We start from the raw sequence: 24,280 nt of genomic DNA, 5'->3' as shown, positions 1-24,280 counted from the left end.
GGTAGCAACTTATTACGACGTGAAATTTTGGGGGCTCGTACGATCGGGTTGCCGTTTCCAAGGGAGAACAACATGAAGACCATCGTGTTATCCGCAGTCATGGTTGGCGCGCTGTCGAGCGTGATGCTGACCGGGTGTGTTGCGTACCCTGCCGGCCCGGCCGAAGTAACGATCGGCTGGCACGGCGATCGCTACTGGGACGGACACCGCTACTGGGAGCGCCGCGACTGGGAAGCGCAGCATCCCGGCGGGCGTGACAATCATCGCGACGACCATCGTGATGACCGTCGCGACGATCAGCGACCGCAGTGGTAATGCCTTTCCTTTCCCGTGATCCGATACTGAACGACAGGACCTCAACATGAAGACGCTACTCAAGACTCTGACCGCAGCCGCCGTTGCCGCAGCCGTGCTCGTGCCGGCCATCGCCGAAGCCCACCAGCACCGCGTGTGCCACTTCGAGCATCATCACAAGGTGTGCCGCTGGGTGCGTTGAGCATCGCGCGCAGCGCGTTCGCAGAAAAGCGCCGGCATGCCGGCGCTTTTTTCATGCTGACGAGCCGTGCATGCGGCGGCGCACGCGCCGCATGCGTCAGTAGATGAACAAGCGGATCGTCGCCGTGCCGTTGAACGGGCCGATCTTCGGCGGCCCGAACGCCTTCAGCACCGCGTCGAGCGTCACGCTCTGGTAGTTCACGCTGCCCGGCATCTGCGCGAGCACGAACTGCTGGTTGAACGGGATCGCCGTGCCGTTACGGTCCTCGATGCCGATCCCGAAATTGCTGTTCGAGTCCGGCACGAGCAGCCCGTTTCGCACGGTCTGCGACGTCTCGAAGTAGCCGTCCACGCGCAGCGCCACGTTGCATTGCTTGGTCAGCGCGAGATTGAACGACTTGCGCGGCACCGCGGGCGAGAAGCCGTTGCCGGTCGCCTGGACCTGGCCGAACTTCACGATGCCGGGTTCCGGCGTGACCTTCACGTCGACCAGGCAAGGCGTCGGTTTCAGGTTCCGCAGGCCGCTCAGCTTGTAGCGAAAGCTGGGATTGATGTAGTTCAGGCCGCCCTTGCCGTCGAACTGGAACACGGCGTAGATGTCGGACGGCGGCTGCACCCAGTTGCCGCGCTTGCGCACCACGACCTGGTACGTGATGCTCAGCGGGAACCGCGTGCACCGTCCCGCCTTGACGTCGGCGTCGCTCAGCGCGCACGGCTCCACGTACGTCGTCGTCTGTACGCCGTCGCCCGGCTGACTGCTGCGGCCGAAATAATCCTGGCCGAGATAGCGGATGCCGATCTCGAGCCCCCACGCGGCCGGATTCTGCTGTTCGGGGTTCGCGTAGAAATAGATCCACTCGCCGAACGTCTTCATGTCGCCGCCGAGATCCTTGTAGCAATATCCCGTCGTCGTGCGCGGCGGCGACACCCAGATCACGTAGCCGTCCGGGGCGTCGGTCGGATACGACGCGACGTTGCCGATGGCCTCGGTCAGCATCGTGCCCCCCTCGTTCGCAATGCAGCGCACCGCCCACGCCGGCTGGGCCAGCCCGATCAACAGCGCGAGCATGCCCCACCTGAGCCACGCGGGCAGCGTCCCCGCGACGGCGTTGCGTCGCGCGCCGCTCATTGCTTCACGCTCTTGCAGGCACCGGCCTCGCACGCATACTCGACCGCCACCTGGCCGCCGTAATCGTCGATATGCGTGACGAACAGCGTCGCCGGCGTCGCGGCCTTGAACGGCACGTCCGCCGTGCTCATCGGGTTCACCATGACCGGCTCGATCGGCACGCGCGTCTTCTGCGCGCCCGCGCTCACGTCGACCACCGTCACGTGATACGGCGTCGGGTTGTCGAACACGAGCCGGTGCGCGGCCGCATCGACGCGCAGCGTCATCGGCAGCGTCCAGTCCGCGTCGCGCGCGGGCTGCACGCCCTTCGGCCGGTAGAACAGCTTCATCTGCGTGTGCAGCGCGATCTGCAGCGTGTTCGGCGTATCGGTCTTCGGCGGCACTTCGCGGATGTTCAGGTAGAACACCGATTCGCGATCGGCCGGCAACGCGGCGCCGGGCAGCTTCGCGATGCGCAGCACGTTGCGCTCGTTCGCCTCGACGCGCTGCAGCGGCGGCACGACCATCAGCGGCGACGTGATCTTGTTGCCGTCGGCGTCCTCCAGCCACGACTGCACGAGATACGGATACGTCGTGCTCTTGTTGGTGATCGTGACGATCGCGGCCTGTTCGCCCTCGTTGAAGATCACGCGCGTGCGGTCCGGCACGATCGCCGCATGCGCGGCGCCGGCGAACAGCGTGGACACGACGGCGAGCGCGCTCGACGCGCGCCGCAGAAAGGAAAGGGAAAAAGCGTGGTTCATCGCAGGATCCGTGAATTCATCGTTCGTTCCGCGCGGCCGCTGCATGCGGCTCGCCGGGCGTCCGGCACGTGACCGGAATCGGCGTGCCTTCGAGTTGGAGCTGGTTCGGCAGCGTGTCGACCGTGCAGAGCGTGCGTTCGCCCGCCCGCACCGCGAGCACGGATTTCGGCTGCACCTGGGTCAGGAAAGCGGTGCCGCCCTCGCCCACGATGCCGAGCTCCTTGCCGTTCGCCGCGTCCTGCACCGATGCGCCGAACGGCAACGGCTTGCCAGGCGCATCGGTCAGCGTCAGGTACAGGTTGCTGCCGCGCGCGGCGGAAAACTTCGCGAAGCCGATCGCGCCGTCGGTCAGCACCATGCGCTGGATCGGGTTCGACACCTGCACCTCGAGCGGCAGCTTTTCGACGTTGACCGTCGCGTCGTACACGTTGTACGGCGAGATCCCGTCGAGCACCGCATAGCCGCGCGAATCGGTGTGCGTGAGCGTGCCGGACAGCGGCACGTCGGGCACGCCGTCGGTCGACACCAGCAGGCGCGTGTCGCCCGCGTTGCCGTTCGAGTGGGCGGACACGCCGTACTGCGTCGCGACGAGCGAGCCGTCGAGCTCGAGCGACGCGGCCGCATACGCGTTCGCGACCGTCGACGCCTGCGCGGTGAGCTGGTACGCCGACGTGCGCTGGCGGAAGCTCGCGTTCGCCGCGGCGCGGCCGTCGGTCGCCCCCGCGTTGACCTGGTACGTGCGGCCGTCCGGATCGTCGTAGATGTAGCCCGCGTTCACGCTCGTGCTGCCGCTGCCCGTCGTCAGGTTCGACGTGACGGTGTGGCGCCCGCCGATCGGCAGCGTCGCGGTGACCGAGAACTGGTTGCCGCTCGCGCCCGCGCTCTGCGTGCGAAATGCCGACACGCTGACGTTCAGGTGGCGCAGCGTGCCGATCGAGAACGCGCGCGTGAGCGTCAGGCCGACGCGTTGCTCCGACGCGCGCGTCCAGTAGGTCGTCTGGTCGTACGAAAAGTAGGTCGACGTGTCGCCGAAACGCTTCGACATCGTCGCCGAGTAGCGCTGCTTGCTGTTGGCCAGGCCGTACGCGGTCGGGTCGCCCGAGAATTGCGCGAAGTTCGTGTATTCGCGCTCGGAGAAGCGATAGCCGAAGAAGCGCACGTCGGCATCCAGCCCGTCGAAGTGCTTCGAATAGTTCACGCGGTACGAGTTGCCGTTGCGCGTCGCGCCGTTCCACCACAGGCGTGCGCGCGCATGCGTGACGTCGGCCGACACCGCACCGAACGCGCCGAAATCGCGGCCGACGCCGAGCGCGATCGACGTATAGCCCGACGCGGCGATGAAGCCGCCGTAGATGGTCACGTCGAACGGCAGCCCGTATGCGGCTTCGCCGAAACCGAAGAACGGCGTGATGCCGGCGCCGCCGAACTGGCGCGGCTTGCCGAGCGCGGCCTTGTAGCGGAGCTGGCCGGTGCGCGCGAGGAACGGCACGGCGGCCGTCGTCACCTGGAAGCGCTGTACGCTGCCGTCCTCTTCCTCGACCGCGACGTCGAGCGTGCCCTGCACGCTCGTGTTGACGTTCTGCAGTGCGAACGCGCCCGGCGACACGCGCGTCACGTACAGCACGCGGCCCGCCTGCGACACGGTCACGGTCGCATTGGTGCGCGCGACGCCCGAGATCAGCGGCGCATAGCCGCGCAGCGAAGGCGGCAGCATGCGATCGTCGCTGCGGATCGACGCGCCCGTCAGCGCGAACGTATCGAAGATGTCGGAGCTCAGGTAGTCGTCGCCGAACGTCACCGTCGACTGGATCGACGGCAGCGCGCGAAACGCATAGAGCCGGCTGAAGCGGAACGTGCGGTCCGCGTACGCCGCGCTGCCGACGTTCGACTGCGCCTGGTAGTCGCCGCGAAAGCGCCATGCATCCCAGTTCGCGCCGATCGTCCCGTAGGCCTGGATCGAATTCGTCTGCGTGCCGCTCGTCCCGAAATTGCGGTTCGTGTTCGCGATCACGCGATAGTCGAGCATCGCGCCCGGAATCCCTTCGGACCAGCGCTCCGGCGGCAGGTAGGTCGAATCGGTGAATTCGAGCGCGGCCTGCGGAATCGTGATCTTGAGCCGCCCGTCGCTTTTCAGGTAACGCACCGTCGCGCCTTCGATCGCGCCCAGATCGACACAGCGGCCGCCCTGGAAGCGCGGCAGATCCTTCGCGAGCGAGCGCTTCAGCCCGAACTGCGCGACAAGCGCCGGAGGCAGGCACGGCTTGCCCGCGCCAGAATCGTCGACGGCGACGAACTCGATCGCCTGCAGCCCGTAGAACAGGTCGTTGACCTGCACGTCCAGCATGTACTCGCCCGGCAGCGTGAAATCGGGCTGCGAGAACTGCGACAGGTCGACATTGTTCGAGCCGTCGATGTTCAGAAACGATGAATTGAATTCCGTCGCATGGCTCTGGCTGCCGACGACCAGCACGGAGACGCAAAGGAAGGAATGTCTGATTCGCACGCGGTGCTATCGGGAAGTCCGACGAAGAAAGGCGGGAGGGAAAGAAAGAAGGAGAAAGGGTGCGCGCACCCCTTCCCCGGTGCGGACGCTTATTGGTAGCGGACCGTGAAGTTCGCGACGCCGTCGGCGGTACCCGGCGTCACGCCGGCTGCCGTCGCTTCGTACATGGCCGCGAAGCGTGCGACGTTGGTGCCGTTCTGCAGGAGCGTCGGTGCCTTTTGCTCGGCGCCGTTGTCGAGGTATTCGCCCGATGCAGCCTGCAGGCGGATGCCGACGTTGGTGGCCGAACCGATCGTCGCGAGCAGCTTCGGCTGGCCCGAGCTCGACGTGCCCGTGAACGTGAAGTACGCGTTCTGCGCGATGCTGGTGTCGCAGTCGGTCAGCTGGATGTCGAAGGTGGTCGGCTTGGACTTGTCGCCGGCCTGCTTGAACACGTGCGTCGGCACCTTGCCGAGGTTCACGGTCTGGTTGTCCGAGCCCGAATCGATGCCGCATGCGCCCGCGACGATCTCGCCCGTGAAGTTGATCGTGCCGGTGCCGTCCGCGAAGGCCGACGTGGACAGGGCGGCGAGTGCGACAGCGGTCAGGAGGGATTTTTTCATCATGTTTTCCGTGTAGGTTGCGATGCGAATGGACGACGTGGCGGATACAAAAGGCAGCGTGTGGTTGGCTCCCGTCCGACACGAGGCGGCATTATCGAGATAACAATGAAAGAATTCTGTAAAGCATTGTTAAATTGAAAATGACATTGCCCGGTCTTCACTGTTTTGGATGAATTGCCTCCCTGCAATTTTCAATTTCGATATTTTCTTTTGCAGTCCTTTTTCATTTCCGTGAGTCGATTGAAAATCAAGGACTTTTCATGATCGAGGCCGCTCCTCGCCTGCCTTCCCTTGCGGGTATTGGCTTGACAGGATGCATTCACCCAAATGACAAAACCCTGTCCAATACCGCCACCGTTGTCGAGTCGCAACGAAAACATCCGGACATTCTCAAATGACAGGAAATTAATGATCGATTTACGTCAGCCCGAATCCGATACGCAAACGATTGCGAATCGATACAAACGTTTCACCGCGACACTTTGCCGCCATCATTATTTTCAATACGCAAATCAATCGAGTCGTCAATTCGGTTTCAAAAATCGTACGTAATGCCACGCGCCGCCGGGACAATCGGCGCATCGACACGGAGAAAGAGAAAGGAAGAAAGTCGGCGCGGATTCGTGCCGTGCGGCGACACGATCGGTCGCCGCGCCCCTGACGAGCCGAAGGCGACGCTTCAGGCCGATCACCGGAAGGAAGAATGGGGATGACGACGCACGGCTGCGCGCGTCGCCGCTTTCTGCCGATGCGTCGACAGAAGCAATGCCACGCCAACGAGGGCAGCGACGACGCGTCACCGCGCGTCGCCGCCCTGTCGCCGTGTACGGCTACGACATCACGCGGCAGACGCGTCGGCCGATGCCGGCGCCCACCCGCCGCCCAGCGCGCGATACAGCGCGATCGCGTTCGCGAGTCTGAGCGCCTTGAGTTGGATCAGCTCCTGTCCCGACTCGTACGTGCTGCGCTGCGCGTCGAGCAGTTCGAGATAGGTCGCCACACCGCCCGCATAGCGGCGCTCGGCGAGCTTCAGCCGCGCGCCGTCCGCCGCATGGACGTCCTGCTGCGCGTCCAGTTGCCGGTCGATCCAGCCGCGCGCGGCAAACGCGTCGGCCACTTCGCGGAATGCGGTCTGCACGATCTTCTCGTATTCCGCGACCGCGATGTGCTTGCGTGCGTTCGCGACGTCGAGATTCGCGCGATTGCGCCCGCCCGCGAAGAGCGGCAGCGTGATGCGCGGCGCGAAGGTCCACACGCTCGTGCCGCCCGCGAACAGGCCCGAGAACGCGTCGCTGACCGAGCCGTAGTCGGTCGTCAGCGCGATGCGCGGAAAGAACGCCGCGCGCGCCGCGCCGATCTGCGCGTTCGCGGCCTTGAGCCGCGCCTCGGCCTGCCGGATGTCCGGCCGCCGTTCGAGCAGCGCGCTCGGTGCGCCGGGCGCCACCGGCGCTATCGCGAGCGTGTCGAGCGCGGTGCCGTCGGCCGGCACGTTGCGGGCGAAGTCGCCCGCGAGCCATTGCAGCGCTCGCACGGCCTGCACGTGTTCGCGCGCCAGCGCGGCCTGCGACGCACGTGCGGAGGCGACGAGCATCTGCGCCGAACGCAGCTCGATCGCATCGCTCGTGCCGGCCGCGTAGCGACGTTGCGTGAGCGATGCGATGTGTTCCCGTGCGTCGAGCGTGCGCCGCGCCAGCGCCAGTTGCGCGTGCAACGAACGCTCCGACACGTACGCACCGGCGACTTCGGCAATCACGCCGATGCGCACCGTACGCTGCGCGTCGGCCGTCGCGAAATACTCGGCCAGCGCCGCATCGGAAAGACTGCGCACACGGCCGAACAGATCGAGTTCGTACGCGCTGACGCCGACGCCCGCACGATACAGCCCGCTTACCGCGCTCTCGCGCACGACCGGGTCGTACTGGCGCGTGCGCTCGTAGCCGAGATTCGCATCGACCGACGGCATCAGGTCCGCACGCTGCACGCCGTACAGCGCGCGCGCTTCGTCGAGCCGTGCGGCAGCGATCCGCAGATCGCGATTGTTCGCGAGCGCCGCGTCGATCCATGCCTGCAGCGCCGGATCGGTGAAGTACCCGCGCCAGTCGTCGAGCAGCGCGGCATCGGCCGACGTCGCGGCGGCTGCGGCGCCGTCGTCGACCGGCGCGTAGCTGCCCGGCACCGGCGCTGCCGGCCGCTCGTAACGCGGCGCGAGCGAGCAGCCCGCGAGCGCGAGCGCCGCGGCCAGCGCCAGTTGAACCTTCAGCGTCGCGCGTGCATTCCACGCAAACATCATTGCGAACCCTCCATCGTCGCCGGCTGCGCGCCGCCGCGTCGGCGCGGGCCGACGTCGAACAGGCGGCCGACGATCACGAAAAACAGCGGGACGAGAAACACCGCGAGCACCGTCGCCGTGATCACGCCGCCGAGCACGCCGGTGCCGATCGCCATCTGCGCGCCGGATGCGGCGCCCGACGCGAACGCGAGCGGCAGCACGCCGACCCCGAACGCGAGCGACGTCATCACGATCGGCCGCAGCCGCAGGCGTGCGGCCTCGAGCGCGGCGTCGACGAGTGGCATGCGCTGCGCGACCAGGTCCTTCGCGACTTCGACGATCAGGATCGCGTTCTTCGCGGACAACCCGATCGTCGCGATCAGCCCCACCTTGAAATAGATGTCGTTGGGCATCCCGCGCAGCGTGACGCCCAGCACCGCGCCGATCACGCCGAGCGGGACGACCAGCATCACCGCGAACGGGATCGACCAGCTCTCGTACAGCGCCGCGAGCGCGAGAAACACGACGAGCACCGACAGCGCGAACAGCATCGGCGCCTGCGCGCCCGACAGCCGCTCCTCGAACGACTGCCCCGACCACGCGTGGCCGACGCCGGCCGGCAGCTTCCCGGCGAGCCGCTCGATCGCGCTCATCGCTTCGCCGCTGCTGTGGCCCGGCGCGGCCGAGCCGTTGATCGTGAACGACGGATAGCCGTTGTAGCGCGTGAGCTGCGGCGGCCCGAGCGTCCAGTGCAAGGTCGTGAACGCGGCGAGCGGCACCATCTCGCCGCGCGCGTTGCGCACGCGCAGCTTCTTCACGTCGTCCGGATCGAGCCGGTGCCGCCCGTCGGCCTGCACGACCACGCGGCGCACCTGCGTGCCGTGCATGAAGTCGCCGATATAGTCGGAGCCGAACATCACCGCGAGCGTCGTGTTGATCTCGTCCATCGACACGCCGAGCGCCGACGCCTTCGCGCGATCGATGTCGAGCTTCAGTTGCGGCGCGTCCTGCGTGCCCGCGAACATCAGGTCGGTGAGCGCCGGATCCTTGCCGCCCGCCGCGAGCAGCTGCTCGCGCGCGGCGCTGAATGCCGCGTAGTCGAGCCCGCCGCGATTCTGCAGCCGGAAGTCGAAGCCGCTCGTCGAACCGAGATCGGGCAGCGCCGGCGAGTTCATCGCGAACACCGTCGTGTTCGGCGTATGCGCGAAGCGCTCGTTCACGCGCGCGACGATCGCCTGCACGTGATCGCGTTCGGCCTTGCGCGCCTGCCAGGGCTTCAGCGTGACGAAGATCATCCCGCCGTTCGGCCCCTCGCCGTACAGGTTGAAGCCGCCGAGCGCGAACGTGTAGGCGGCCGGCTCGTCGTGCCGGATGTACGCCTCGACCTCGCGCACGCTTTGCATCGTTTCCGCGAGCGGCGTGCCTTGCGGGCGGATCACCATCACCATGAAGTTGCCCTGGTCCTCGTCGGGCAGGAACGCGCTCGGCAGCTGCGTGAGCATCAGCGCCGCGGCCGCGGTCAGCGCGCCGTACACGACCAGCCAGCGCAGCGGCTGCTTCAGCATCGCGCCGACGCGCGTCGCATAACGCTGCGTCGAACGCGCGACGAAGCGGTTGAACCCGCCGAAGAAGCCGCGCTTCTCGTGATGGTCGCCGGACACGGGCTTGAGCAGCGTCGCGCACAACGCGGGTGTCAGCGACAGCGCGAGGAACGCGGAGAAGCCGATCGATACCGCGAGCGCGAGCGCGAACTGCCGATAGATGTTGCCGACCGCGCCGCCGAAGAACGCCATCGGCACGAACACCGAGGTCAGCACCACCGTGATGCCGACGATCGCGCCGCTGATCTGCCGCATCGCCTTCACGGTCGCGTCATAGGGGCCGAGCCCTTCCTCGACCATCAGCCGCTCGACGTTCTCGACGACGACGATCGCATCGTCGACGAGGATGCCGATCGCGAGCACCATCCCGAACATCGTCAGCACGTTGATCGAGAAGCCGGCCGTATACATCACGCCGAACGTGCCCGCGAGCGCGACCGGCACGACGAGCGTCGGGATCAGCGTCGCGCGCAGGTTCTGCATGAACAGGAACATCACGAGGAACACCAGCACGCCGGCCTCGATCAGCGTCGTGACGACCTTGTTCATCGACACGCGCACGAACGACGACGTCTCGTACGGGATCTGGTATTTCACGCCGGGCGGGAAATACGCGGACAGCTCGTCCATCGCCGCGCGCACGCGCCGCTCGGTCGCCACCGCGTTCGAGCCCGGCGCGAGCTTGATGCCCATGCCGGTCGCGACCTTGCCGTTCACGTACGACGGATAGTTGTAGTCGTTGCCGCCGAATTCGACGCGCGCGACGTCGCGCAGGTACAGCGCCGAGCCATCGGGTTGCGTGCGCAGTGCGATCGCGCCGAAATCGGCCGGCGTCTTCAGCGGCGCGTCGGCGAACACCGTCGCCGCGATCGGCGCGCTGTCCGGCACCGCGCTGCGGCCGATGTCGCCCACCGTCACGCGCGCGTTGTGCGCGCGCACGGCCGACGCGATGTCGGAGGCGGTGAGGTTGTGCCCGGCCATCTTCACCGGGTCGGGCCAGATCCGCATCGCATATTCGGCGCCCCAGAACTGCACCTTGCCGACGCCGTCGACGCGGCGCAGCGCCTGCACGACGTTCGCCGACGCGTATTCGCCGAGCTGCACGTCGGTCATGCGGCCGTCGTCCGACGTCAGCGACACGACGAGCTGGATGTTGTCGGCCGCCTTCTCGACCTGGATGCCGTCGCGGCGCACGGGTTCGGGCAAGCGCGCCTCGACCGTCTTCAGCCGGTTCTGCACTTCGACGGCCGCGAGATCGGCATTCACGCCCTGCTTGAAGGTCAGGGACAGCGACGCCATCCCCGCGCTGCTCGTCGCGGACGTATACAGCAGCCCCGGTGCGCCGTTCATCTCGCGCTCGATCAGCGCGGTCACCGATTCCTCGACGACCTGCGCGGACGCGCCCGGATACGTCGCATAGATGCTGACGACGGGCGGCGCGATGTCCGGATACTGCGCGACCGGCAGCGCGCGAATCGCGAACGCGCCGCCGAGCATGATGAAGAGAGCGATCACCCATGCGAACACGGGGCGATCGATGAAGAAACGTGCCATGTTGGTTTATCCGGACCGGTCAGGTTTGACGGGCGGCCGCCTGTGATGCGGCCTGCGTCGGCGATGCCTTTTCGACGGGCTTGACGGGCGTGCCGGGCGCGAATTGGGCGGCGTTGTCGACGATCACGCGCTCGCCGCCCGCGAGCCCGCGCGTGATGCGCCAGTCGCGGCCGCTCATCTGGTCGGCGACGACTTCGACGTCCTTCACGTTGCCGCCCGCATCGACCACGCGCACCGACGTGCGATCGGTCGTGCGCAGCAGCGCATCGCGCGGCACGCGAATCGCGCGCTGGTCGACGGCCGCATCCAGCGCGATCCGCACGTACGCACCGGGCAGCAGCTCGCGCTCGGGATTCGGGAACAGCGCGCGCATCGCGACCGTATCGGTGGTCGGATCGACCGCGAGATCGCTGAACAGCAGCTTGCCCTTCAGCGGATACGCCGTGCCGTCGGCGCGCAACAGCGTCACCGCGACGTCGTGCTGTGCGATGCCCGTCGCGCGTCCGCTTTTCACCGCGCGGCGCAACGCATCGACGTCGGCGGCCGGCTGCGAGAAGTTCACGTAGATCGGGTCGAGCTGCTCGACGGTCGTGAGCGGCGTCGCCTGATCCTGGCCGACGAGCGCGCCTTCGGTCACGAGTGCGCGGCGCGCACGGCCCGCGATCGGCGCCGTGACGGTCGCATAGTCGAGCTGCAGCTGCGCGCGGGCGAGCTCCGCCTTCGCGGACGCGACGTCGGCCTTCGCCTGCGTATCGCCGGCGACGGCCTCGGTGTGATCGCGCTCGCTGACCGCGCGGTCGCGCACCAGATCGTCGTAACGGCGGCGCTTGTCGCTTGCCGCCAGCGCGGCGGCCTGCGCTTTCGCGAGCGCGGCCTGCGCGGCGTCGCGCGCGGCTTTCAGCGGCGCGGGATCGATGCGGAACAGCACCGCGCCCTGCTTCACTTCCTGGCCTTCCTCGTAAGTACGCGCGGTGACGATGCCCGCGACCCGGGCGCGCACTTCCGCCTGCCGGTAGGCGTCGAGCCGGCCCGGCAACTCGACGGTCATCGGCACGGCCGTGGGACGGACGGTCACGACCGTCGCGCTCTGGATGGCCTCCGGCGCCTTGTCCTTTTCGCCCTTTCCGCAGCCGGCCACGACCAGCAGGGCCGCGAGCGCGAACGGCGCCAGCCGGGCGCGGCGCGACAACGAACGTTTGTTATTCATGTGTGATCTCGATCGTTCGCCGCCGATACAATGCGGCGGCTCAGGGTGGCCGATTATAATCAGTCATGACTGATTAAATATGTGCATGTGTCATCCGTCCGTCATACTGTCTCAATAAAACGACAGCAAACTGTAAGGAAATTCACGACATGGCCCGCAAGACCCGGGAAGAATCGCTCGCCATCAAGCACCGGATCCTCGACGCCGCCGAGCTCGTGCTGCTCGAGAAAGGCGTCGCGCAGACGGCGATGGCGGATCTCGCCGAGGCCGCCGGCATGTCGCGCGGCGCCGTCTACGGGCATTACCGCAACAAGATGGAAGTGTGTCTGGCGATGTGCGACCGCGCGTTCGCGCGCACGTCCGAAGGCTTCGACGCGGGCGACACCCTTCCCGCGTTCGGCACGCTGCGCCGCGCCGCGTCGCACTATCTGCAGCAATGCGGCGAGCCTGGCGCGATGCAGCGCGTGCTGGTGATCCTCTATACGAAGTGCGAACAGAGCGAGGAGAACGGCGCGCTGCAACGGCGCCGGATGCTGCTCGAGCTGCAGATGCTGCGCATCGCGAAGGCGCTGCTGCGCCGCGCGATCGCGGCCGGCGAACTCGCGGCCGAGCTCGACGTGCATCTCGCGGCCGTCTATCTCGTGTCGCTGCTCGAAGGCGTGTTCGCGTCGATGATCTGGACCAACCGGCTGCGCGGGAATCTGTGGAACGACGCCGAAGCGATGCTCGACGCCGGTTTCGATGCGGTCCGCACCTCCGCCGCGCTGCGCGGGCGCGCGCAAAAATTGCCAGATTGACGAAAAACGGCGCAACAAATGCCGATCACTCCCGATTTACCGCAGTGCGAAACGAATGAGCCGACCCTCTTTAAAATTTTTAACATTTTGCGGAACATCGGTAGACTGACGCGGTCATCTTTCTTTAGCGTCTTCGTGACAAGTCGGGTTCGACCCGGCAAACCCACGCCGCCGTTCGAAGCGGGCCTGCCCGCGAGTTGGGTCGAACGGAAACGACACAGGCCCTTCGGAGGGCCTGTTTTGTTGCACGCCCGTCGCCCCGCCCCGTCGTCGCCCGACGGATGTGCCGCCGACGGCTCCTGCCCACACCTCTTTGAACCGTTTTCCTGGATGTGGACACTTTTGGTCAAGCCTGCCGCAACTCCTGATGCTTTCGCGCCCGGCCGCGCGCAGCGCCTCGTGCGTGCGCTCGTGCCGGCCGCCGTGCTCGGCGCCCTCGCCGCCTTCGGTCTCGCCGCCGCACTGCCGGCCGTCTCGCAACTGCCGGGCGCCGTCGATTTCGGCACCGCCGCGCTGCCGCAGCGCGTGCTGTCCGACACGCCGTTTCCTACCGCGCAGCATTTCGTGACGAGCGAGCTCGCGCGCACGATCGGCGAGCGCAACGAACTCAATGGACGCAACGACCGGAATCCGCAACCGGGCCTGTTCGCCCCGCTCAGCGCGCACCGTAACGACATGCTCGGCTATGCGAGCCTGTTCCGGTTCGCGCCGCCCGAGCACCAGCACGGGATGCGTGCCGGCGACATCGAACTCACGCTGTCCGATACGCTGAATCGCCTGGACGTGCCGCCCGAAGTGCGTATCCAGCTTGGCGATATCGTCACCGGCAAGGTCGCGATGCGCGCGAGCGCGCAGCGCGGCGACTACTACCGCCTCGCGTACGACACGGACAACGGCACGCCGCACCTCACGGCACTCGAGCTGCGCGTCGCGGGCCGCACGTTCGGCGCGATCTGGTTCCGCGCGCCGGGCGCCGGGCACGGCGCGTACTACACGCTCGACGGCGCGCCGCTCGAAGCGGCCGCGTTCACGATGCCGGTCGCGTGGACGCGCATCAGCTCGTTCTTCGGCGAACGCATCCACCCGCTGTCGCAGGCGATGGCGTTCCATACCGGCGTCGATCTCGCCGCGCCGACCGGCACGCCCGTCAATGCGGCGGCCGACGGCGTCGTGTCGTTCGTCGGCACCGACCCGGGCGGCTACGGCCACTACGTGATCGTCGATCACGCCGACGGCTATTCGACGTACTACGCCCACCTGTCCGCGTACGCGCGCGGGCTGAAGACGGGCGAAACCGTGAAGCAGGGCCAGCGCATCGGTTCCGTCGGGATGACCGGCGCGGCCACCGGCCCGCACCTGCACTTCGAAGTGCGGATCGCGAACGACCCGGTCGATCCGCTCGTCACGCTTGCGAACGCGCAGACGGGGCTCTCCGACATGCAGCTCACCGCGTTCCGCCAGGAAGCGGCGCAATGGCGCGGCCGCCTCGCGTCGATCAATACGTCGCCGTTCGCGTTCGCACAGGGCGACGGCCCGCTGTGGGGCGACTTCGCAACCGGCCCGTCCACGCTGCGCGCGGTCTTCAATTCGAGCTACAGCGCATCCTGATGCGCCAATCCGCCTGTCGCCGCTCGCGCGGCGGCGGCGCGGCATGCCGCGGGTTATCCGCAGACCATCACACCGTCCATCACGCCCGGGAATCGGCCGCACGCATCGGCCATGCGTGCCCGAGTGCGGCGCGCCGTCACCTCGCCGATTCCGTGCGCCCGGTTGTCGCCTGCGCAATGCGTTCCGCGCGCGGACGACGCGTCAGCAGCCAGCGCGCGGCGCCGTCGAGCGACGTGCACAGCACCAGATAGATCGCCGCGACGAACAGGAAGATCGGCGCCGGATAGATCATCAGCCGGTTGTTCACCTGCGTCGCGACGAACGACAGTTCCGGCACGCCGACGATATACGCGAGCGACGTGTCCTTCACGAGCGCGACCCACTGGTTGACGAACGACGGCGTCATGATCCGGATCGCCTGCGGCAGCAGCACGTAGCGCACCGTCTGCCAGCGCGTGAGCCCGAGCGACAGCCCGGCCTGCCACTGCCCGTCGCCGGCCGCGACGATGCCCGCATGCACCGCGTGCGCGAGATACGCGCCGCCGATCAGGGCCAGCGCGCAGACGACCGTCGCGAGCCCCGGCACGTCCATGTGCAGCAGCATCGGCATCAGGAAGTACGTCCAGAAGATCAGCATCAGCACCGGAATCGCGCGAAAGAAGCCGATGAACGCGAGCAACAGCACGCGTGCCGGGCCGCGCGCGAGGGCCATGGCGACGCCGAGCGCCACACCGAGCACGGCCGACGCAAGCGCCGACGCGATCGCCAGCACGAGCGACAGCGCGGCACCGCCGAGCGGGCCGTCCGGGAACGCACCCACGAGCAGATACGGCAGGTTGGAGAGCAGCAGCGAGAAATCCATCGTCAGCGCCCTGCCCCGAGCCGGTCGCGCCATTGCGTGGCCGCGTATGCGCCGGCCTCGATCGCGGCGGCCGCGGCGACGTACAGCACGGTCGCGACGCCGAACGCGGCAAACGTCTTGAACGTTTCCGTCTCGACCTGCCGCGATGCGTACGACAGCTCGGCCACGCCGATCGCCATCGCGAGCGACGAATTCTTCACGAGATTCATGTATTGACCGAACAGCGGCGGCAGCGCGATGCGCACGGCCTGCGGCAGCACCACGTAGCGCAGCGACTGCATCGGCGTGAGACCCAGCGCCGCGGCCGCGTCGTGCTGCGCGCGGCGCACGCCGCGCAGGCCCGCTTCGCACTCTTCGGCGACGAACGCGGTCGTGTACGCGCTCAGCCCGATCCAGCCCGCGACGAATTCGAACGACGGCCACGCGAGCGTGAGCGGCCCCACGTTCACTTCATGGCGCGCGTTCAGCCACGCGGTCCACGTGTCGGGCAGCAGCGACGCGACGCCGAAATACCAGAACAGCAGTTGCACGAGCAGCGGCGTATTGCGGAACGCAACGACGTAACCGGTCGCCAGCATGCGCAGCGCGTTGCCGCGCGCATGCCGCATCACCGCGAGCAACAGCCCGCCGACGGTCGCGGCGATGGCCGACGCGGCCGAGAGACCGAGCGTCAGCAGAAAGCCCTGCCAGAGCCAGGACAGATATTTGGGAGCCAACCCGAGCATGCCGTGGTGCGCGCGCGAAACGCGCGATAAGAAGAGACGGATAAGAACGGAAAACGCCGCGAACCGCGCACGCCGGCCCGGCCGGCGGCGGAAACGCGGCGCGCGTCGCGCTCGGCTCAGGTCTTGTCGCCGATACGGAAGATGCGCGTGAGCGGCGTCTTCGTCGTCGGCCCGAACCACGCGTCGTAGATCTGCCCCGCGCGGCCGTTCGCCTCGAGCCCCTTGAGCGTGTCGTTCACGAAGCCGAGCAGGCGCGTCTCGCCCTTCGGCACGCCGACACCCATGTAGTCGTTCGAGATCGTGAACGCCGGGATCTCGTAGTTCTGCTTATCGGGCACGTTCGCAAGCAGGCCGATCAGCTTCGGCCCGTCCTGCGTGATCGCCTGCACGTTGCCGGCGCGCAGCGCGGCGAACGCGAACGGCGTGTCGTCATACGCGACGATCGTCGCCTTCGGGTATTTCTCGCGCAGCGTGATTTCGTTCGTCGTGCCCTTGTCCGCGCCGACGCGCAGGCCGTTCAGCTGGTCGGCCGATTTCAGCACGCCCTTCTTCGCGAGGAACTGCTGGCCCGACGAGAAATACGGAATGCTGAAGTCGACCTGCTTCGCGCGCTCGTCGGTGATCGTGAAGTTGGCGAGCACCAGATCGACCTTGCCGGAGGTCAGGAACGGAATGCGGTTCGCCGGGTTGGTCGGCTGAATCTGAAGCTTCACGCCGAGCTTGTCGGCCAGCGCCTTCGCATAGTCGACGTCGAGGCCGACGATGTGATTGCTCTTGCCGTCGACATAGCCGAACGGCGGATTGCTGTCGAACGTCGCGACGCGCAGCACGCCGGCCTTCTTGATGTCGTCGAGCCGGTCCGCATGCGCGACCGTGCCGGCCGTCACGAGTGCGGCGCCGACGAGCCACGTAGCGAGAGTGTGGATTTTCATGAGCACGACCTGATTTGTTATGAAGGCCGCCGCGGATCGCGCGGCGGCCGGTTCGAGGAACATCGCGACGCAGCGTGTTGTCGCGAAGCCGCTAACGTATCAGCGCGTGCGGCGAATCCGAACCAACAAATGGTGCTTTGCTCTGCGGCATTCGTGATGAGGCGCGCAGGTCGCGGGCACACGAATCCCGAGCACAAAAAAAGACGCCCGCTGCACGCAGCGGGCGAGAATCCCAGTCAAGGAGGTGTCACACGAACTACGGGTTCAGAATAAAAGCATCGCCCGCGGCCGACAACGAAGCGATTCCGATATCGATATCGCGGAGGCCGCGATGAGCTTGCACGCGTGCGTGCGATCCCGCGCCGGATGAAAAAACGGCGCGCCGCCTGCATGGCGGAGCGCCGTCGTATCAGGTGCTGCGTACGGCATGCTGCCGTGTTGCATGCCGCAGCGGACGACCCGGCCGCATCGGCCGGGCGGCCCGATCGATCACGGTTCGTGACGCAGATACCCTTCCTTGCTCGGATCGCGCATCCGCCACGACACGATCAGCGAGATCGCGCACAGCACCGTCACGTACCAGTAGAAGGTTTCCTCGCTGCCGATCGACTTGAACCACAGCGCGACGTACTCGGCCGAGCCGCCGAAGATCGCGTTCGCGACCGCATACGACAGGCCGACGCCCATCGCGCGCACTTCCGGCGGAAACATCTCGGCCTTGATCAGGCCGCTGATCGACGTGTAGAAGCTGACGATCGCCAGCGCGATCGTGATCAGCACGAACGCGGCCACCGGGCTCGTCACCGTCTTCAGCGTATGCATCAGCGGCACCGTGCCGATCACCGCGAACGCACCGAACAGGATCATCGACGTGCGGCGGCCGATCTTGTCGGACAGCGCGCCGAACACCGGCTGCATCAGCATGTAGACGAGCAGCGCGACGGTCATCACGTTGCTGGCCGTCTTCGCATGCATGCCGGCCGTGTTCACCAGGTACTTCTGCATGTACGTCGTGAACGTGTAGAAGATCAGCGAGCCGCCGGCCGTGAAGCCGACCACCGTGAAAAACGCGCCCTTGTGCTGCCACACGCCGCGAATCGTGCCGGCGTCCTTCTTGTCGCGCGACGCGCTCGTCGACGTTTCGTCGAGCGACTTGCGCAGGTACAGCGAGATCAGCGCGGCGGCCGCACCGCAGACGAACGGAATCCGCCAGCCCCACGCCTTCAGTTCGTCATGCGACAGCGTCTGCTGCAGGATCACGAGCACCAGCAGCGCGCACAGCTGGCCGCCGATCAGCGTCACGTACTGGAACGACGCGAAGAAGCCGCGCCGCCCCTTCAGCGCGACCTCGCTCATGTAGGTCGCGCTCGTGCCGTATTCGCCGCCCACCGACAGGCCCTGGAACAGCCGCGCGACCAGCAGCAGCGCCGGCGCCAGCGCGCCGATCTGCGCATAGGTCGGCAGCACCGCGATCACGAGCGAACCGCCGCACATCATCAGCACCGAGATCATCATCGCCGCGCGGCGCCCGTGCCGGTCGGCGATGCGGCCGAACAGCCAGCCGCCGATCGGACGCATCAGGAAGCCCGCCGCGAACACGCCGGCCGTGTTCAGCAACTGCGTCGTCGTATTGCCGCTCGGGAAGAATGCCGGTGCGAAATACAGCGCGCAGAACGAGTAGATATAGAAGTCGAACCACTCGACGAGGTTGCCCGATGAGGCGCCGACGATGGCGAACACGCGCCGCCGGGTGTCGTGCGCGGACAGCGCAGCTTGGTCGGTCTGGACGTCCATGGATGGGTCTGTTCCTTTTAGTACTTTCTGGGCGAGACGGCTGGGGGCCGCCGCGTGCGGTCGCACGTGGCACCGGTTCCGGCGCACGGCGCTACGGGATTTTAGCGAAATGTAAAGTAACAGGCTCTCCGGGTTCGTCCGGATGTAGAAAATTTTTCTCTCGTCGCGCGCTCGTCATATGAAAACGCCAGCCCTCAGGCTGGCGTTTCATGCAAACAATGTTCGATCGACGCTCAGACGTGCACCTCCGGCGGCACGTAGCGGCACTCGTAGCGCTTGCGCACGGTGCCGGCCTCGTCGACGCTTTCCAGGAACACGTCGAACTGCCAGAGCCGCGCCATGTGCTTGAGCACTTCGTCGCTGTCGTTCGACAGATGGCGGTTGTCGGTCATGAAGTGACGCAGCGTGAGACTGCGGTCGCCGCGCGTGTTCACCGCCCACACCTGGATGTTCGGTTCGCGATGATGGATGTCGTACTGCCGCGACAGTGCCTGCCGCACATACTGATAGCCGGATTCGTCGTGGATCGCCGACACCTCGAGCGAATCGCGCATGTCGTCGTCGAGCACCGAGAAGAGCCGCATCTCGCGAATCAGGTTCGGCGACAGATACTGCGCGATGAAGCTCTCGTCCTTGAAGTTGCGCATCGCGTAGTGCATCGCCGGCAGCCATGGTGTGCCCGCGATCTCCGGAAACCACTTGTAGTCCTCTTCCGTCGGCGACTCGCAGATCCGCCGGATGTCGCTCATCATCGAGAAGCCGAGCGCATACGGATTGATCCCGCTGTAGTACGGCTTCGTGACGGGCGGCTGGTAGACCACGTTGCTGTGCGAATGGAGGAACTCCATCATGAAGCCGTCTTCCAGCTTGCCCTGGTTGTACAGCGTGTTCAGCAGCGTGTAGTGCCAGAACGTCGCCCAGCCTTCGTTCATCACCTGCGTCTGCCGCTGCGGATAGAAGTACTGGCCGATCTTGCGCACGATGCGGATCACTTCCCGCTCCCACGGTTCGAGCAGCGGCGCGTTCTTCTCCGCGAAATACAGCAGGTTCTCCTGCGGCTCCGGCGGATAGCGCTCTTCCTGCTCCTCGGTCAGCTCGGGCTTCTTGCCCGGCAGCGTGCGCCACAGCTCGTTGACCTGCGACTGCAGATACGCCTCGCGTTCGCGCCGCAGCGCGGCTTCCTTCGACAGCGACGGTTTCTGCGGCCGCTTGTAGCGGTCGACGCCATAGTTCATCAGCGCATGGCATGAATCGAGCAGTTCCTCGACGCGATCGAGCCCGTAGCGCTCCTCGCATTCGGCGACGTAATTCTTCGCGTACACGAGATAGTCGATGATCGCGTGCGCGTCGGTCCACAGCCGGAACAGGTAGTTGCCCTTGAAGAACGAGTTGTGTCCGTACGCCGCGTGCGCGATGACGAGCGCCTGCATCGTCATCGTGTTTTCTTCCATCAGATACGCGATGCACGGATTCGAATTGATGACGATTTCGTACGCGAGGCCCATCTGGCCGCGGCGATAGCTCTTCTCGGTCGCGAGGAAGTGCTTGCCGAACGACCAGTGCCGGTAGTTGACCGGCATCCCGACCGACGCGTAGGCATCCATCATCTGCTCGGCGCTGATCAGTTCGAGCTGGATCGGATAGATGTCGAGCTCGTATTGCTCGGCGACCTGCGCGATGTGCGTGTCGTATTCCTCGAGCAGTTCGAACGTCCAGTCGGACGGGCACGGCAGCGGCTTGCGTTCGGCAACGTTCATACGCGCTTCCTTTTGCCCGGCTCCGGGCAAGTCGGCGGCCGGCGCCGACGCGTCGGTCCGGCCGCTTTGCTGCGATGCGGCAGGGCCGCCCGTGTCGTCGCCGGAAGGGCGCGGCGCATAGCCGCGCGACTCGTTGTGCAGGTGGCGGGTCGTCATGACATTTCCACCTGTTTTTCGAACAATTCGCGAAACACCGGGTAAATGTCGGCAGCCGATTCGACCTTTTTCATCGCGAGATGCGGTTGCGACAGCGCCAGTTGCGCGTACTCTAGCCACAGGTTCTGCTCTTCCGGTGCGACCTGGATATACGCGAAGTAGCGCGTCTTGGTGAGGATATCCTCTTCCAGCATTTTGCGACACTTCGGCGAATCGTCGGTCCAGTTGTCGCCGTCCGACGCCTGCGCACCGTAGATGTTCCACTCCGTCGGCGAATAGCGCTCGTTCATCACCTTGCGCATCAGCTCGAGCGCGCTCGACACCACCGTGCCGCCGCTTTCGGTCGAATGGAAGAAGGTGTCCTCGTCGACTTCCTCGGCACGCGTATGGTGGCGGATGAACACGACCTCGATGCGCTCGTAGTTGCGCTTCAGGAACAGGTACAGCAGGATGAAGAAGCGCTTCGCGAGATCCTTGCGCTGCTCGTCCATCGAACCCGATACGTCCATCAGGCAGAACATCACGGCCTGGCTCGACGGCTGCGGCTGCTTCACGCGATTGATGTAGCGCAGGTCGAACGGATCGATGAACGGAATTCGCCAGATGCGCCCTTTCAGGTGATGGATCTCGGCTTCGAGCGCGGCGATTTCCGTGCGACGGTCCTCGGTGTCGTTCTTCAGCGCCTCGAGCTGCGCCTCGAGTTCGCGCAGCTCGTTGACGAGCGGCGAGCCGAGCGCGATGCGCCGGCCGAGCGCGCTCCTGAGCGAACGCACGACGTCGATGTTGTTCGGCGTGCCTTCCGCCGACCAGCCCGCGCGCACGTTCTTCCAGCTCGGCACCGTCAACAGGTGCGTCTTCACGAGGCGCGGCAGTTCGAGATCGTCGAAGAAATACTGCATGAATTCGTCGCGGGACAGCTCGAACACGAAGTCGTCCTGACCTTCGCCCTCGTTGCTCGCCTGACTGCCGCCGCCGCCCGAGCCGCCTTGCGGGCGCGGAATCTTGTCGCCGCGGATGTAGTCCTCGTTGCCCGGGTGCACGTACTCGCGGCGCCCGCCCGGCCCGTGCCGGAAATTCGGCTCGGCGATGTCCTTGCGCGGGATCGTGATGCTCTGCGTGCTCTGGATATCCTTGATGCTACGGTCGCGCACCGCGTCGGACACGGCACGACGAATGTAGTTCTTGACGCGACGCAGAAAGCGTTCGCGATTGGCGATGCTCTTGTTCTTGCCGGCCAGCCTGCGGTCGATGATTTGATGAAGCACTCCCGGTCTCCCGCTCGAAAGTCGATCTGCCGGGGCACTCGCCGCGCATGCCGTCTGCCGTCATGCGGGCGGCGCCTCTGAAGGCGCCCGCGCGGACGAACCGCACGGGCGCGGTACCGCGCGCGTCATGACGACTTGCGCACGCGCAGGTACCAGTCGCAAAGCAGCCTCACCTGCTTCGGCGTATAGCCCTTCGCGACCATCCGGTTCACAAAGTCCTCATGCTTGCGCTGCTCCTCTGCCGACCCCTTCGCGTTGAACGAAATGACCGGCAACAGTTCCTCGGTATTCGAGAACATCTTCTTCTCGATCACGACACGCAACTTCTCGTAGCTCGTCCACACGGGGTTCTTGCCGGCGTTGGCCGCCCGTGCGCGCAACACGAAGTTCACGATCTCGTTGCGGTAATCCTTCGGATTGCTGATCCCGGCCGGCTTCTCGATCTTCTCCAGCTCCGCGTTCAGCGCGGCGCGGTCGAAGCTCTCGCCCGTGTCGTGATCGCGGAATTCCTGGTCCTGAATCCAGAAGTCCGCATACGTGACGTAGCGATCGAAGATGTTCTGCCCGTACTCCGAATACGATTCGAGGTAAGCCGTCTGGATCTCCTTGCCGATGAACTCCGCATAGCGCGACGCGAGCACGTCCTTCACGAACGACAGGTATTTCTGCTCCGTTTCCGGCGGGAACTGCTCGCGTTCGATCTGCTGTTCGAGCACGTACATCAGGTGCACCGGGTTGGCCGCGACCTCGCTCGAATCGAAGTTGAACACGCGCGACAGGATCTTGAACGCGAAGCGTGTCGACACGCCCGTCATCCCTTCGTCCACGCCCGCGTAGTCGCGGTACTCCTGGTACGACTTCGCTTTCGGATCGGTGTCCTTCAGGTTTTCGCCGTCGTACACCTGCATCTTCGAGAACAGGCTCGAATTCTCCGGTTCGTGCAGGCGCGACAGCACCGAGAACTGCGACATCATCTTCAGCGTGCCCGGCGCGCACACGGCCTCGGCCAGCGACGAATTGCGGATCAGCTTCTCGTAGATCTTCGTCTCTTCCGACACGCGCAGGCAGTACGGCACCTTCACGACGAAGATCCGGTCGAGCAGTGCCTCGTTGTTGCGGTTGTTGCGGAAGGCCTTCCATTCCGACTCGTTCGAGTGCGCGAGAATCACGCCGTCGAACGGAATCGCGCCGAAACCTTCGGTACCCTTGAAGTTGCCTTCCTGCGTGGCGGTCAGCAGCGGGTGCAGCACCTTGATCGGCGCCTTGAACATTTCGACGAATTCGAGCAAGCCCTGGTTCGCCAGGCACAGGCCGCCGGAGTAGCTGTATGCGTCGGCATCGTCCTGTGCGTACTGTTCGAGCTTGCGGATGTCGACCTTGCCGACGAGCGACGAGATGTCCTGATTGTTCTCGTCACCAGGCTCAGTCTTCGCGATGCCGACCTGCCGCAGGATCGACGGATAGCGGCGCACCACGCGGAACTGGCGGATGTCGCCGTTGTATTCATGCAGGCGCTTGACGGCCCACGGACTCAGGATGCTCTTCAGGTAGCGGCGCGGAATGCCGTATTGCTCTTCGAGGATCGGGCCGTCCTCGTCGTAGTCGAACAGCCCGAGCGGCGATTCGTTGACGGGCGAACCCTTCAGCGAATAGAACGGCACGCGCTCCATCAGTTGCTTCAGGCGCTCGGCGATCGACGACTTGCCGCCGCCCACCGGGCCGAGCAGGTAGAGGATCTGCTTCTTCTCTTCGAGCCCTTGCGCGGCGTGCCGGAAGTAAGCGACGACCTGCTCGATCACTTCCTCCATTCCGTAGAACTCACGGAACGCGGGATAGACCTTGATAACCTTGTTCGCAAAGATCCGCGACAGGCGCGGGTCGTTGCGGGTATCGATTTGTTCTGGTTCCCCGATTGCAGCCAGCATGCGTTCGCCGGCCGTGGCGTACGCTGACGGATCGTTCTTGCAGAGCGCGAGATACTCCTCCAGCGAGAGCTCTTCCTCTCGCGTTTTTTCGAAGCGGTTCGCGAAGCTGCTGTAAATATCCATGCTACCTCCCTCGCCTGAGTCTGAAGACGTGCTTGCCTTCGTATGACTGCGCAGAAGCAAGCGCGTTCGAATTCATCCTAAACCCTTTCTGTTTTTTTTTCACGAACTCTTCGTATGAAGTTCGTCATTCTCGACAACACCGGTTGGACAATGCATTTCCACGCTTTACAATCGATCTCCCGAGCCGCAGAAACTGCATCCGCGATGTCTCGTCGAGCATCGGAACGTCTCGT

The 24,280-nt window shown here is 65.7% G+C and carries 19 protein-coding genes; 5 read left to right on the top strand and 14 right to left on the bottom strand.

Going from position 1 to position 24,280, the window contains the following annotated elements; genetic code table 11:
• Window positions 1–72 precede the first annotated feature (72 nt).
• Window positions 73–315 (top strand): hypothetical protein, encoded by a 243-nt coding sequence (locus tag DCN14_RS23070; protein ID WP_096505468.1) that lies wholly within the window; start codon window positions 73–75, stop codon window positions 313–315.
• 46 nt (window positions 316–361) lie between these two features.
• Window positions 362–496 (top strand): HHHH-motif protein, encoded by a 135-nt coding sequence (locus DCN14_RS38760; RefSeq protein ID WP_226277827.1) that lies wholly within the window; start codon window positions 362–364, stop codon window positions 494–496.
• 96 nt (window positions 497–592) lie between these two features.
• Here DCN14_RS38760 and DCN14_RS23065 read toward each other — a convergent pair whose 3' ends face one another.
• The 4 genes from DCN14_RS23065 to DCN14_RS23050 all read right to left on the bottom strand — a co-directional run bounded on the left by DCN14_RS23065 (window position 593) and on the right by DCN14_RS23050 (window position 5,472).
• Window positions 593–1,564 (bottom strand): fimbrial protein, encoded by a 972-nt coding sequence (locus DCN14_RS23065; RefSeq protein WP_239007913.1) that lies wholly within the window; start codon window positions 1,562–1,564, stop codon window positions 593–595.
• Window positions 1,565–1,620: 56 nt separating this feature from the next.
• The gene (locus DCN14_RS23060; RefSeq protein ID WP_096505470.1) at window positions 1,621–2,367 is read right to left on the bottom strand and encodes a molecular chaperone; all 747 of its coding nucleotides are present in this window, start codon (window positions 2,365–2,367) and stop codon (window positions 1,621–1,623) included.
• Between the two features lie 16 nt (window positions 2,368–2,383).
• Window positions 2,384–4,837 carry a fimbria/pilus outer membrane usher protein gene (locus DCN14_RS23055; protein ID WP_096505380.1) on the bottom strand — a complete coding sequence of 818 codons (2,454 nt, stop codon included), beginning with the start codon at window positions 4,835–4,837 and terminating at the stop codon, window positions 2,384–2,386.
• Window positions 4,838–4,959: 122 nt separating this feature from the next.
• Window positions 4,960–5,472, bottom strand: coding sequence for a fimbrial protein (locus DCN14_RS23050; RefSeq protein ID WP_096505382.1), 513 nt, complete (start codon window positions 5,470–5,472; stop codon window positions 4,960–4,962).
• Window positions 5,473–5,732: 260 nt separating this feature from the next.
• On the opposite strand from DCN14_RS23050, the gene DCN14_RS38085 reads away from it, so the two are divergent.
• Window positions 5,733–5,870 carry a hypothetical protein gene (locus DCN14_RS38085; protein WP_162826236.1) on the top strand — a complete coding sequence of 46 codons (138 nt, stop codon included), beginning with the start codon at window positions 5,733–5,735 and terminating at the stop codon, window positions 5,868–5,870.
• Between the two features lie 440 nt (window positions 5,871–6,310).
• Here the strand turns inward: DCN14_RS38085 and DCN14_RS23045 are convergent, their stop codons facing one another.
• The 3 genes from DCN14_RS23045 to DCN14_RS23035 are packed head-to-tail and all read right to left on the bottom strand — an operon-like array spanning window position 6,311 to window position 12,103.
• Window positions 6,311–7,759, bottom strand: coding sequence for an efflux transporter outer membrane subunit (locus DCN14_RS23045; RefSeq protein WP_096505472.1), 1,449 nt, complete (start codon window positions 7,757–7,759; stop codon window positions 6,311–6,313).
• The gene (locus DCN14_RS23040; protein WP_096505384.1) at window positions 7,759–10,896 is read right to left on the bottom strand and encodes a multidrug efflux RND transporter permease subunit; all 3,138 of its coding nucleotides are present in this window, start codon (window positions 10,894–10,896) and stop codon (window positions 7,759–7,761) included. The genes DCN14_RS23045 and DCN14_RS23040 overlap by 1 nt, the downstream gene beginning before the upstream one ends.
• Before the next feature lie 19 nt (window positions 10,897–10,915).
• Window positions 10,916–12,103, bottom strand: a complete 1,188-nt coding sequence (locus tag DCN14_RS23035; RefSeq protein WP_096505386.1) for a MexX/AxyX family multidrug efflux RND transporter periplasmic adaptor subunit — start codon at window positions 12,101–12,103, stop codon at window positions 10,916–10,918.
• A 149-nt stretch (window positions 12,104–12,252) separates the two neighbouring features.
• Here DCN14_RS23035 and DCN14_RS23030 point away from each other — a divergent pair, with 149 nt between their 5' ends.
• Both DCN14_RS23030 and DCN14_RS23025 read left to right on the top strand, forming a co-directional pair.
• On the top strand, window positions 12,253–12,900 hold the full coding sequence (locus DCN14_RS23030) for a TetR family transcriptional regulator (RefSeq protein WP_096505388.1): 648 nt from the start codon (window positions 12,253–12,255) through the stop codon (window positions 12,898–12,900).
• A 330-nt stretch (window positions 12,901–13,230) separates the two neighbouring features.
• Entirely contained in the window at window positions 13,231–14,508 is a 1,278-nt protein-coding gene (locus DCN14_RS23025) for a M23 family metallopeptidase (protein ID WP_096505390.1), read from the top strand.
• 136 nt (window positions 14,509–14,644) lie between these two features.
• On the opposite strand, the gene DCN14_RS23020 is transcribed toward DCN14_RS23025, so the two are convergent.
• The 7 genes from DCN14_RS23020 to DCN14_RS22990 all read right to left on the bottom strand — a co-directional run bounded on the left by DCN14_RS23020 (window position 14,645) and on the right by DCN14_RS22990 (window position 24,047).
• Complete coding sequence (locus DCN14_RS23020) at window positions 14,645–15,370, bottom strand: amino acid ABC transporter permease (RefSeq protein WP_096505392.1); 726 nt, start codon at window positions 15,368–15,370, stop codon at window positions 14,645–14,647.
• Between the two features lie 2 nt (window positions 15,371–15,372).
• The gene (locus DCN14_RS23015; protein ID WP_096505394.1) at window positions 15,373–16,095 is read right to left on the bottom strand and encodes an amino acid ABC transporter permease; all 723 of its coding nucleotides are present in this window, start codon (window positions 16,093–16,095) and stop codon (window positions 15,373–15,375) included.
• Between the two features lie 116 nt (window positions 16,096–16,211).
• Window positions 16,212–17,027 (bottom strand): ABC transporter substrate-binding protein, encoded by an 816-nt coding sequence (locus tag DCN14_RS23010; RefSeq protein ID WP_096505474.1) that lies wholly within the window; start codon window positions 17,025–17,027, stop codon window positions 16,212–16,214.
• Window positions 17,028–17,516: 489 nt separating this feature from the next.
• Window positions 17,517–18,821 carry an MFS family transporter gene (locus DCN14_RS23005; protein ID WP_096505396.1) on the bottom strand — a complete coding sequence of 435 codons (1,305 nt, stop codon included), beginning with the start codon at window positions 18,819–18,821 and terminating at the stop codon, window positions 17,517–17,519.
• A gap of 233 nt (window positions 18,822–19,054) precedes the next feature.
• The gene (locus tag DCN14_RS23000; RefSeq protein WP_096505398.1) at window positions 19,055–20,734 is read right to left on the bottom strand and encodes a SpoVR family protein; all 1,680 of its coding nucleotides are present in this window, start codon (window positions 20,732–20,734) and stop codon (window positions 19,055–19,057) included.
• Entirely contained in the window at window positions 20,731–21,999 is a 1,269-nt protein-coding gene (locus DCN14_RS22995; RefSeq protein ID WP_096505400.1) for a YeaH/YhbH family protein, read from the bottom strand. Before DCN14_RS22995 ends, DCN14_RS23000 begins: the two co-directional genes overlap by 4 nt.
• Window positions 22,000–22,124: 125 nt before the next feature.
• Window positions 22,125–24,047 carry a PrkA family serine protein kinase gene (locus DCN14_RS22990; RefSeq protein WP_096505402.1) on the bottom strand — a complete coding sequence of 641 codons (1,923 nt, stop codon included), beginning with the start codon at window positions 24,045–24,047 and terminating at the stop codon, window positions 22,125–22,127.
• Window positions 24,048–24,280 lie beyond the last annotated feature (233 nt).

Source organism: Burkholderia sp. IDO3, assembly GCF_003366075.1.
GTDB lineage: Bacteria > Pseudomonadota > Gammaproteobacteria > Burkholderiales > Burkholderiaceae > Burkholderia > Burkholderia anthina.
This window is presented reverse-complemented; position numbering and strand designations above follow the sequence as displayed.